Below are 12,904 nucleotides of genomic sequence, written 5' to 3' on the forward strand. Positions count from 1 at the left end.
TAATGAAGAAGTATATAATTGGTTTCTTTACTGCTAGTGTGTTACTTTCGGGGTGTACACCAGAAGTAGAAGAATTAAGAACCATCAGAAAAGAAGAATTAAAGAAGCCCAAAACCGATGCTCCATCGGTTGATTTAACCAAAACAGTAGTAATCTTTAAGACCAAAGAAACATCAGGGGAACTATATAGAGATCCTGACACATTTCTTATAGGAGAAGCAAACTACTCTTTTGCCCCTGATTTTACCAAGAGAATTTTGGAAGAAGGAGAAACGATTAAATTAAAGTTAGTTCCTAAACAAGATGTTAATACACAAGCAATTACTATTAAGAAAGGTGAAATTACATCGGGTGCTAACCAGATGTTTGAAGTTGCCCTTAAAGCAGATGCTTTTAAAGACACCCAAAAATATCAGGTAGGTAAGGAATATACATTTAGTTTCGGGGTAGAAGTCGTAGAGGCAATGCCAGCAAACTTACCGATAGCAGGTGTTGAAGATGCAGTTTACCAAATTAAGGTAAAATTAACAGATTCTAATTTTCCGGAAGGAGATAATATTGAAGAAACATATGAAATTCCGGAAGCAGAAGATCCCCTCAGCAACTTCACATTTTCATCAAATTATAAACCAGACCATTTACACAAGCTTACCGATGGAAATTCGTTTGGAAATAATTGGTGGATAGATACCGATATTACATCCATCTTTTTGAAAGCAACGTTTGATAAACCTACTCTGGTTAGAGGTTTTGTTATTTATACGGCAGATGCATTAGCAGGATCAGGATCAAATCTTGGAGGGATGAATGTTGCAGTTTCAGCCGTTCAAGGAGGCAAAACAAAAACCTATCAACAAGGAAAGTATGCACCCCGATACACTTCTGGTGGAGAACTCATTTTTAAATTTAAAAAACCGGTTGAAATTACAGAAATACAGTTTGACAACTTTAAAAAAGGAGGCAATCGTTATATTAACATCTATGAAATAGAGTTTTATTAGTATGTTTTATAGAGAAATCAACGTATTAAATTATATTTTTTACGCAACAGCTTGATTGTAACAATTAAAGATATACATACATTTACATTTTATTTTTAACCCCTCAATCTTAAAAGATTGAGGGGTTTTTATATTAAATTTGAGAATCTATAACATAATTAATTTTAGGTACGCCATATTGTCCCGTACTCCAATCTATCAAAATATAAAAAACACATACAATATCGGTAATTATGCAGAAAAAACATCTTTAATAGAATTTTCTTTTAGTTTTGATTGCTTATTTTACGTTTTCAAATAGAAGCAATCAAAACATATTTTTCAACTTTTTTTACTTTTATTTATGAAAAAATTTACAAATTTCGTTTTAATAAAGGAAAATAATCGTAACTTTGCATTCCTCTAAAAAAGAAAACAATTTTAAATTTAAAATATGATGAATACGTTAAAAAAATCGATGCAAACAGCGGTAGGCTTGGGTTTCCTTACCGTTTTTGCAAGCGGATTTTGGACAAGTTCTGTCTATGCAAAGACTGATGGTTTGTCAGTAAAGACAACGTTTTTTCAGCAACAAACCAAAAAAATTAGCGGAGTGGTAACCGACACCAACGGAGAACCGCTACCCGGGGTAAACATCGTTGTGAAAGGTACTTCGGTGGGAGTTGTTTCCGATTTTGACGGGAATTTTGAAATCAACGTGCCAAGCGACAAAACCGAACTGTTATTCTCCTACATTGGTTTTAAAAGCAAAACCCTGACTGTCAACCAAGCCCGTAGCGGTATAACAGTGGTTCTTGAAGAAGAAATCCAACAGCTGGAAGCCACCGTAGTTACAGCACTGGGTATCAAACGACAAGAAAAAGCCCTCAGTTACAACGTACAGCAGGTGAATAGCGAAGAGCTGACCAAAGTGAAAGACGCCAACTTTGTAAACAGCCTTAACGGAAAAGTAGCCGGAGTTACCATTCAACGAAGTTCGTCGGGAATGGGAGGAGCTACCAAAGTGGTGATGCGCGGAGCGAAATCCATCGAAAAATCAAACAATGCACTGTATGTTATTGACGGCGTTCCGCTATTTTCAACAACGATGAAACAAGGAAGCGGACGGTTTCAATCACAAGGTTCCACCGAAGGTATCGCCGACATCAATCCCGAAGATATTGAAAGTATGACCGTGCTAACAGGAGCCTCAGCAGCAGCTCTTTACGGGTCATCAGCCGCAAACGGAGCTATTCTTATCACCACCAAAAAAGGAAAAGAAGGCAAACTGCAAGTTAGCTTTTCATCGAATACGGAAATTTCCACGCCGTTTATTCTGCCTGAATTTCAAAACACGTACGGAAGTGACGGTCGAATTGAATCGTGGGGAACCAAACTTCCGGAAGATTTTCAAAAATACAACCCGAAAGACTTCTTCAAAACAGGCTTTTCTTCAACCAACAACTTTTCTCTTTCCGGCGGAAGCCAAAAAAATCAAACTTATTTCTCAGCAAGCAGCACACAATCAGATGGCATTATCGCCAACAATCAATACAACCGATACAACTTCACATTCCGAAATACGACACATTTGCTTGACGATAAGCTAAAAATCGACGCCACAGTAAATTACATCTTGCAAGACCATCGCAATATGATAAACCAAGGTGAATATATGAATCCGCTGGTTGGAGCGTATTTACTTCCGCGAGGCGAAAATTTGCAAAGTTTAAAAACCTTTGAACGTTACAATCCGGAGCGAAAAATATACGAGCAGGAATGGCGTTACGGAACGGGCGAGTTCACGCTTCAAAATCCGTATTGGGTGGCATATCGCAATTTGCGTGACGTGAAAAGAGAGCGTAATATGATTGCGTTGGGCGTTTCTTATGACTTGAAAAAATGGTCAGAAACCGAAAAATGGGACATCACCGGACGGGTGCGTACCGACAATTCGCACATTACATCAACCGACAAACGTTACGCCTCAACCGCCACCACCTTAGATGCCAGCAAAAACGGATACTTCGGCTTGCTGAAAGGTATTGAAAGACAGACGTATGCCGACGTACTGACAAACTTTTCAAAACGATTTCAGTTTGGCGAACAAAACCTTGTCATCACCGCCAACCTCGGAGCTTCGTTGCAAGATACGCGTTATGATGATTCGCAAATCGGAGGTCCAATTCGTGAGAACGGAATCCCTAACGTATTCAGTACCTTTAACATAGAACAAGGAGCTCAAAAAACCAAAATCGGTCAGACAGGCTGGGTGGAACAAACGCAATCCGTTTTCGGAAGCCTCGAAGCCGGCTATAACGGCTATTTGTACCTGACCTTAACGGGACGTAACGACTGGGCGTCGCAATTGGCAAACTCGCCCAACGCATCGTTTTTCTATCCTTCGGTGGGGCTTTCGGCAGTGGTAACCGAAATGCTTTCAACCGATACGAAAGTGAAACTCAACCCGATTTTGTCATTTATGAAAGTGCGTTTGGCGTTCAGTTCGGTCGGCTCTCCATTCGGAAGAAGCTTAACCTCACTAACTTACACCTTTGACGATGACACCAAAACGTGGAAAACGGTTTCGCATTTCCCCATCGGAGAATTATTTCCTGAACGAACCAATTCATACGAAGCGGGAATCGCCTCAAAATGGCTAAACGGGAAATTAACGTTAGACCTCACTTTCTATCAAACAAATACTAAAAATCAGACCATTAACATCGAAGTTCCGCCTTCAACAGGATATGAAAGCATCTATTTGCAAACCGGAAATGTTCGCAATCAAGGAATTGAATTGGGCTTGGGATATGATTTTCAATTATTTAAAGATTTTAACTGGAACAGCCATTTCACGATGGGCTACAACAAAAACAAAATCTTAGCATTGGCTGAAAATTATGTAAACCCCATCACGGGTGAAAACGAAAGTCGCGACCATTTGAACAAAACCAGATTCGGTTCGTTACATTATCAATTAAGAACGGGAGGCACGCTTGGCGACATTTACACCAACGCCGATTTTACCCGCAATTCTGACGGCAACATCTATATTGATGCCAACGGAAATGTAACCACGAGCGAATTTGCCGACGGACGTTTTGAAAAGTTGGGCAGTGTACTTCCTGATGCAACAATGGGCTGGCGAAACGATTTTACGTACAAAAATTTCAGTTTCGGGGCGATGTTTTCGGCTCGCTTTGGCGGCGTTGCCGTTTCAATGACCGAAGCCGCTCTTGACCAATACGGTGTATCGAAAAACTCGGCAGTGGCGCGTGATATGGGCGGCGTTCGCATCAACGGATTTGCTGCCAATACGCAAAACTATTTCGAACAACGCGGAAAAAATCGTTTGGCGCAATATTACACGTATTCCGCCACAAACATTCGCCTGCAAGAGGCTTACATTTCGTACAAAGTGCCTAAAAAACTGCTAAACAATACAATGGGGCTTACCCTTTCGGTTGTTGGGCGTAACTTGGCAATGATTTACGGAAAAGCTCCATTTGACCCCGAATCAGTTTCTTCAACAGGAAATTACGCGCAAGGGTTAGACTATTTTATGATGCCGAGCCAACGCAGTTTCGGGCTGAGCATCAAGGCTGATTTTTAACTTAATTTTAAGAACGATGAAAAAATCTATCATAATAACAGCAATTGCCGTAATTTCAGCAAGTTGCATCAAAGATTTTGAAAAATTAAACCGAGACCAATACGGAATTACAAGTGAAGAACTGGACAGAATTCCACAAGGCGGAAACCAGCTCATCGACCTGCAAAAACTCATACTTCCCGAGCAAGAAAACTCATACCAAATGTGTTTTGACCTTTACGCAACGGGCTATGCAGGATATGCAACCACCAAATTTACAGGAGATTATCAAACTTACAACCCGCGTTCGGGGTGGTTTGGTTATCCGTTTAATGACACCTATCCGAAAATTTACAGAGCCTTTTTTGAACTCAAAAAAATTTCAAAAGGAGATTATGACAAACCCTATTTTGCATTAGGAAGCATCTATCGTGTCGCCATTACGCATTGGCTTACAGATACCTACGGACCTCTTCCCTATTCAAAATTAAAAGAAGGGCAATCACAAATTCCGTACGATTCACAAAAAGATTTGTACTTGGGCTTCTGTGAAGAACTCGTAAAATCAATCGAAGGACTCAAAAAAGTAGATGTGGCAGACCGAAAATACGCCCCCTTTGACAATGTTTACAAAGGCGATATGCAAAAATGGATAAAATATGCCAATTCATTGCTTTTGCGTATTTCGATAAGAATGTCAAAAGCAGCGCCTGCCGAAGCGAAAAAATACGCCGAAATGGCTGTTGCCGACGGAGTTATCACAACCAATGCCGATAACGCTCAGTTGGAAACGATTGATAATCCGGCGTATAAAGTAAGTGCCACTTGGGGCGACTCGCGCGTCGGGGCTGACATTACCGAATATATGAACGCATTTTCTGACCCGCGTTGTGCCAAATATTTTACCGAAGTTGCCGGCAGAAGCGACGGAAAAAAATACTTCGGTTGCCGAAGCGGAGCTCCGAACATCGCTTTCACAAAAGAAAATTATTCATTGCCTAATTTGCAAAAAAATTCGCCAATTATGATTTTTTCGGCTGCCGAAGTGGCTTTTTTGAAAGCCGAAGGAGCTTTAAAAAATTGGAATATGGGCGATTCAGCTAAAAATTTGTATGAACAAGGCATCAAACTTTCTTTTGAACAATGGGGTGCGGGCGACGCTACAAACTATCTGACTAACAGCAAACAACGAGGAGCTTTCACCGATGAAAAAGAAGCGGGTTATAACGATGCTTCGTTCGCTTCGTCAATTACCGTAAATTGGAGCGATGCCAACAACGACGAACAACGATTGGCAAAAATCATCACCCAAAAATGGATTGCGATGTTCCCTTACGGCTCGCACGAGGGTTGGGCTGAATGGCGAAGAACGGGTTACCCAAATTTGCTTTCGGCGGTTGAGAACAAAAGCGGAGGCTTGGTAAAATCCATCGTTCAGCAAAACGGAAAAGATACGGGCGGAATGCGTCGACTTCCGTTTTCAACCGAAGAATACAAAGGTAGCAACCTCAAAAACATTCAAGAAGCCGTGAACCTTTTGGGTGGTTCCGACAACGGAGGCACCGACCTTTGGTGGGCAAAATAATTGATTCACAAAATTTTAAAAGATTTTAATGATGAAAAAAATAGCAATCATTTTCGGATTAATCGCCGTGGCGTGCCATAAAATCGAACCGATTGAAGTTATTGCACCGCAGCGGGACATCAATACCGAAGCATTACAAAAATACAAATCCCAAACCGAATTGGAAAAGCGAAACATCGCAATGGGAATGCTCTACAACTGGGGCAAAGAAAGCGGAGCCGTTTTAATGAATACACCTGATAGTCTGGATGTTATCGTAATAAAAAGCGGTTACGAAAACATCAGCGAAACACTCAAAAACGACCTGCAATCCGTTCAACAAAAAAAAGCGACCAAAGTGTTGGTGGGAATCAGTTTTGAAGCGGCACACAAAGCATACGAAGCTGAAAAAGAACAAACAATTTCCACACAAATAGCTGAAAAACAAGAAGAATGGAAACTATCCAACGAACGATTAACCGATGAGGAGAAAAAAGAAACCTTGAAGAAAATCGAACAGGAAATTGTTGAAAATTTGGCAAACACGGCTGTTGAAAAAATGAAAAAGCAAACCGCCAAATTGCTAAACATCGTTAAATCAAACGGATTTGACGGAATCAGCGTTGAATTTCCGCAAAACCTAAACGAAGCGTATTCGGCTGAAAACTTCGATTCGCTTTTAGCCGAAATCACAAAAGAAGCCGGAAAAGGAAAAAAATTGCTTTTGGCAGTTGAAAATCCGTACGGAGAAAGAGGTGATACACAAGATGTAAAACCCATTGATTCAGCAAATTGGATAGTTTACCGAAAAACGGGCAAACAATTGCTTAAAAATTTTGACGAGCAGGCTGAAAAATGGGCTAAGTTCCGATATTTACCTTCGGTTGATTTTTCCGAAGAGGATTTAGCCGACGGATTTGCTGATTCACAGCGTTTTGCTCCCGGCGGACGACTCAACCGGCTTATTGACGTAATCAACTGGCAATCAAACAACAAAGGAGGCGTAGCGTATTATCACATTGAAAAAAATTACTACGACAAATCGGGTAATGTAACCTTCAAAACCTTGCGTAACGCCATCGGTAAATTACAATCACAAAAATAAACCTTAAAAATTTAATAAGATGAATTTCAGAAATTTACTATACGCAACAATGGGCTTTCTTTCGGTGATTGGATGCTCAGATGACGAAAAAGCAGGAGGCGAACTCTTTGAACAGCAAGCCATTCTCTACAAATTGGAAGGAATTGAACGCAAACAAGCCGATTTCTCTCAAAAAACAGCCGTTTCAGCCACCACAGGTGATGTGGGAACACACAAAGAAGAACAATTTATCGTGGCGTTGGCAAAAGAAAACAAACAAGATATTTCTGTTCGATTAATGATTAATAATCAGGAAGTTGAAAAATACAACCGAACATACAAAACCGCGTTTTTGCCGTTTCCTGAAAAGAACATTGAACTGACTTCCACGCTGCAAATCAAAGCCGGAAACGTTACTTCCGAAGTGGGAAGCGTGAAAATGATGGTATCCGAAGATTTAAAAGAAAACACGCCTTATATGTTTGCCGTAACGATGCACTCGGTAAGCGGAGCTTCTATTTTACAAACTGCTAAAACCTTGTTTTACAGCGTCGAAGTGGTAAAAGGGCAAATCACCAAAACCATTCGCATCAAATCAGACGCCTATCTTGAACCTGAAAAAAGAGTAACTGTTAGTAAGCCGTTTACGATGGAAGGACTTATTTACGTTGATGAATTTTCACCTACGGAGGCTAATATCAGCACCTTTATGGGCATTGAGGGGCAAGCTTTGATGCGTTTTGGTGATTCGGGCGTTGACCCTGACCATCTGCAAGTTAGCGGGTCAGACATCGGTATTAAATTCAAACCCAAAAAATGGTATCACATTGCAATGGTGGTTGACGAGAGCAAAACAACCGCCTACGTAAACGGCGAAAAAGTAACCGAAATTGCCGTTACACGCGATTTGGGATACGGTGATTTTTACATCGGAAGAAGTTATAACGGAAATCGAGGCATTAACGCTCATTTTTCTGAAATCCGAATTTGGAAAACGGCTCGTTCCGCTTCACAAATAAGCGAAAGCATTTACGAAACCGATGCCAAAAATACGGATTTGTATGCCTACTGGAAAATGAACGAAGTAACCGACAACAAAATCAAAGACCTCACGGGAGCCGGCAGAGACCTCATAATGAAAGGACAAAAAGGAAGCAGCAGCGGGCAGCAAGTGAAAATAACTGTTTTTGAAGAAGATAATCCTGTAAAAGTTGAATAATTAAAAAAGAATTCAAAATGAAAAAAATAATTATCGCATTGGCATCGGTTGCTTTTTTCGCAGCTTGCCAATCACAATTCGAACCAAAATTTGAACTCCCGAAACCCGAAAATTCCCCCAACGGATTTTCCGAAAGTCAATTGATTAACAAGATGAATCCGCAGGCTTCGGTATCTAACTTATCGGAAGACGGAATCTATACGTTTGTTGCCAAATTAAGCCATCCGGCAAAAGAAGACGGCGTCGCAACGCTGGTTAAAGCCGATATGGAACAACTGGTCAAAGATTACAACAATTTTAAGGGCGCAACCGACTATGTGCTTTTCCCTGAAACAAATTACGAATTCAGCGAAGGCAGTTTCAAAAAAGGAGAAAACACCGCTGAAATACAACTGAAACTCAAACAATACGGAAGTTTGGAGCAAGGTAATTATGTTTTGCCTTTGGTTGTTAATATGGAAGGGGAAAAATTAACGCACACCTTGTTAATCCGCAAAGACGCTCAATATGTGCCACTTTCCGAGAGTAACAAAAAACCAATGCCGGCAGGAACTTACAACTGCCCGAACCGTACCGAGCCTATGAAAATGGTGGCTTACGTAGAAACCAATGATTGGGACATTCGCAATATGGGGCAATTCATTCTCAAAGAAAGTAAAAAGCCTGTTTTTGATTTTGTTATTCTCTTTGCTGCCAATATGAATTATGATGCCAAAACAAAACGGCGTTATTTGCACTTTAACGAAAAACTACAACCCATCATTAACGACCCCGAGAAATACATCAAACCCCTAAAAGACAGAGGTATAAAGGTTTTGATTGACATTCTGCCTAACCATCAAGGCGTTGGGTATTACAATTTCCAAAATTATGAAGAAGCGTTGGATTTTGCCCGCCAGTGCAAACAATATGCCGATAAATTAGGCATCGACGGCTGGGATATTGACGAAGAATATGCAAAATATGACGTGCTTCCTGAAAAACCAACAAAAGGCAATCAGTCCGTTTTATGGTACACCAGAGCAATGAAAGAAGTAATGCCCGACAAATTATTAACCATATACGATTACGGACACACTTTAAATGCCGGCGCAACGGACGAAGTCGGCAAAAAAGCAGCTGATTACATTGATTATGAATGGTCTGATTATCACAGAACGCACGAATCAATGATAGGTTTGCCCAAAGAACGTTTCGGGAACAGATCGATAGAAGCCGCCCAAGGAGGATTACCCTTAGCCCAAAGTGTGGCTGAGGATAATTTACGAAGCTGCCACGGTTTGATGATGATTTTCAGCATCAGCGGAAGAGACGTCAAAAACGGAACGGCAACCACTTATCTTAGCCAAGCCACCAAACTTCTTTACAACGAAGAATGTATTTTTGAAGGAAAATATCACAACGGACCCAGAGATAATTAAAACCACACTAAAATGAAAAAAATATTTTTTTATTTACCAATCTTTTTGTTGTTGGTAAATTGTGCCAAAGATACCCAAGAGGAAAAACCCACCATTGAACCTGCTGAAAAAGCATTGCAACCCACTGCCATCATCGTAAAACAAGGTGATGAAATCGTAAAAGATGCCGTAAAAGAAGGAAAAATCACACTCGAACAAGGCAAAAATTATCGGGTGAACGTAACCTTTGCGGAAGACGTAGAGTTGCAAAAAGGTGAGTTTTTGAAAATGAAAGCCAAAAGTCCCCGTGAGTTTTACGCCGATTTCTACGGAAAAAACGCCAATGAAATTTCAGAAAAAGTGATTTTCAAAAAAGAAGGTTACAAAGACTTTTCATTGGAAATAATTCAGGAACAATTGGTTTCCAAAAATTATTCACAACTCGAAATCATCTCATCAAGTTCCGCAAGCATCATTTCCGGCGATGACGACAAGAAAACCATCTGGATTTTGAACATCGACAAAGACCAACCACAAGCCGAAATGAAACTCACTTTTTTAACGCCCGTTGTGTTGGAAAACCCTTCTGAAAACGGACAAAACCTCGTAAATGCAGAAGCACAAGAAGAGGGAACCGCCTACCAAATTTCAGTTAATTCCGAAAAATTAATCGAAAAAGGCACGCTAATCCTTCCGATATACGCATCAACAAAAATGCAAAAGGGCAAACAAGTTGGCGAAATCGTTTTTAAACCGGAAACAGCCCCTTATTATTTTGATAAAAATAAATACACTCCCCAACTGAATGTTTTTACTTACACTGCGTACGATCAAGATTATAATGACTACGACGAACATAATTATCAAGACGATGAAAACGACGATGACGACAGTGGCAATAACGATGATGATAATGAAGACGACAACAACGATGAAAACGAGCAAAAACGCGTTCTAAACGTTGATTTACAATTGTTTTTCAACGGCGAAAAACAGGATTACGTATTCATTGACAACGCAAATCAAGAGTGGGTAGAAACTTATCAAAGTAGCACTACCGAAAAGGGTAAAATCACCATTAAACTTAAAGAAGACACCGACCCCGACACCGAGCAAAAACTCCACTTCTTCGATGCTTATCAAGGAGAGCTCAAAAACGGACAAATCGTAAAAAAACAAGGTGCCACAAAACGGGAAATCATAATACACATCACAGGTTATTAATTAGGTTTGTTTTTTAGTTCTAAGGTCTCAATCTTAAAAAGGTTGAGACTTTTTTGTAATATTTCGTTTTATTTTAAATTTCAACAAAAAATCTCAATAATAAAGTTATCTTTGCGCCTTGATAACAACAATTCATTAAACCTTTGATTTATAATGATTTCAGCAAATAGTTTAGCCGTTGAGTTTGGTGGCACTACGCTTTTTTCCGAAGTATCTTTTGCCATTAACCCCAATGACCGCATCGCCTTGATGGGCAAAAACGGCGCCGGAAAATCCACTTTGTTAAAAATTTTAGCAGGCGAGCGTGAACCTTCACGGGGCAATGTCAGTATGCCCAAAGAGTTCACCATCGCTTACCTGCCTCAACACTTGATAATGGATGATAACTGCACGGTTTTTGAACAGGTTGCCAAAGCCTTTTCGGCAATGCAAGCAATGGAAAAACGCATCAATGAAATCAATGAAGAACTGACCCGGCGCACAGATTATGAGTCGGATGCGTATATGAAACTCATCGAAGAAGTTTCCGCACTCAGCGAAAAATTCTACGGAATTGAAGATACCAATTCCGATGAAAAAATCGAAAAAACGCTACTCGGCTTGGGCTTCACCCGCGATGATTTCCACCGCCCTACAAGCGAGTTCAGCGGCGGTTGGCGAATGCGTATCGAACTGGGAAAACTACTGTTACAAAACCCTGATTTGCTTTTACTTGACGAGCCAACCAACCATCTCGACATCAATTCCATCGAATGGTTTGAAGATTTTTTGATAAACTCCGCCAAAGCCGTGGTGCTGATTTCACACGACCGGGCTTTTGTCAACAACGTAACCAACCGCACCATTGAAGTTACGATGGGGCGCATTTATGACTACAAAGCCAAGTATTCACACTACCTTGAATTGCGCAAAGAACGTCGGGCACAACAACAAAAACAGTACGACGAGCAACAAAAAATGATTGCCGAAGCCAAAGAATTCATCGAGCGTTTCAAAGGCACCTATTCCAAAACCCTACAAGTGCAATCACGCGTAAAAATGCTTGAAAAACTGCAAATTATAGAAGTTGATCAGGAAGACACCTCGGCGCTGAAGCTCAAATTTCCGCCATCGCCCCGCTCCGGAAATTATCCCGTTATCGCCGAAGACGTGAAAAAAGCATACGGCGACAAAACCATCTTTTCAAACGTAAATTTCACCATCAAACGAGGCGAAAAAGTGGCTTTCGTAGGGCGCAATGGCGAAGGAAAATCCACCCTGATAAAGTGCCTGATGCAGGAAATCAATTATGAAGGCACGCTTACCCTCGGGCATAACGTTCAAATCGGGTATTTTGCTCAAAATCAAGCCTCGTTGTTAGACGGCGAGCGCTCTGTTTTCCAAACCATTGACGATATTGCCGTGGGCGATATCCGAACCAAAATACGCGACATTCTCGGGGCTTTTATGTTTAATAAAGAAGAAAGCGAAAAGAAAGTAAAAGTACTTTCGGGCGGCGAACGCACCCGATTGGCAATGATAAAACTTTTGTTGGAACCCGTAAACTTATTAATACTTGATGAACCTACCAATCATCTGGATATGAGAACCAAAGACATCTTAAAGCAAGCCCTTTTGGACTTCGACGGAACCCTTATCGTGGTGTCACACGACCGGGATTTCTTGGACGGACTGGTAACCAAAGTTTATGAATTCGGCGGAGGAAAAGTAACCGAACACCTCGAAGACATCTATGGCTTCCTGCAAAAGAAAAAAATGGAAAACTTACGTGAATTTGAAAAATAAAAAAAGACCAAAACAAGAATTACTCCCTGTTTTAGTCCTCTAAACATCAATCT

The 12,904-nt window shown here is 40.6% G+C and carries 8 protein-coding genes; all 8 read left to right on the plus strand.

Translation table 11 applies throughout. The annotated features are described in order from the left end of the window. Positions 1–2: 2 nt before the first annotated feature. The 8 genes from Q4D72_RS08780 (at position 3) to Q4D72_RS08815 (ending at position 12,851) form a co-directional block, all read left to right on the plus strand. Positions 3–1,001 carry a hypothetical protein gene (locus Q4D72_RS08780; RefSeq protein ID WP_303077463.1) on the plus strand — a complete coding sequence of 333 codons (999 nt, stop codon included), beginning with the start codon at positions 3–5 and terminating at the stop codon, positions 999–1,001. Positions 1,002–1,434: 433 nt separating this feature from the next. After that, the gene (locus tag Q4D72_RS08785; RefSeq protein ID WP_303077464.1) at positions 1,435–4,596 is read left to right on the plus strand and encodes a SusC/RagA family TonB-linked outer membrane protein; all 3,162 of its coding nucleotides are present in this window, start codon (positions 1,435–1,437) and stop codon (positions 4,594–4,596) included. 16 nt (positions 4,597–4,612) lie between these two features. Further along, on the plus strand, positions 4,613–6,160 hold the full coding sequence (locus Q4D72_RS08790) for a SusD/RagB family nutrient-binding outer membrane lipoprotein (RefSeq protein WP_303077465.1): 1,548 nt from the start codon (positions 4,613–4,615) through the stop codon (positions 6,158–6,160). Positions 6,161–6,188: 28 nt separating this feature from the next. Beyond that, positions 6,189–7,244 carry a glycoside hydrolase family 18 gene (locus Q4D72_RS08795; RefSeq protein WP_303077466.1) on the plus strand — a complete coding sequence of 352 codons (1,056 nt, stop codon included), beginning with the start codon at positions 6,189–6,191 and terminating at the stop codon, positions 7,242–7,244. A 19-nt stretch (positions 7,245–7,263) separates the two neighbouring features. Further along, entirely contained in the window at positions 7,264–8,442 is a 1,179-nt protein-coding gene (locus tag Q4D72_RS08800; RefSeq protein ID WP_303077467.1) for a DUF1735 and LamG domain-containing protein, read from the plus strand. Between the two features lie 17 nt (positions 8,443–8,459). Then, complete coding sequence (locus tag Q4D72_RS08805) at positions 8,460–9,863, plus strand: DUF1735 domain-containing protein (protein ID WP_303077468.1); 1,404 nt, start codon at positions 8,460–8,462, stop codon at positions 9,861–9,863. Positions 9,864–9,875: 12 nt separating this feature from the next. Further along, positions 9,876–11,066, plus strand: coding sequence for a hypothetical protein (locus Q4D72_RS08810; RefSeq protein WP_303077469.1), 1,191 nt, complete (start codon positions 9,876–9,878; stop codon positions 11,064–11,066). Between the two features lie 153 nt (positions 11,067–11,219). Next, a complete protein-coding gene (locus tag Q4D72_RS08815; RefSeq protein ID WP_303077470.1) occupies positions 11,220–12,851 on the plus strand; it encodes an ABC-F family ATP-binding cassette domain-containing protein in 1,632 nt (543 codons plus the stop codon). The last annotated feature ends 53 nt before the right edge of the window (positions 12,852–12,904 follow it).

This window comes from Capnocytophaga sp. (genome assembly GCF_030532915.1).
Taxonomy (GTDB): domain Bacteria; phylum Bacteroidota; class Bacteroidia; order Flavobacteriales; family Flavobacteriaceae; genus Capnocytophaga.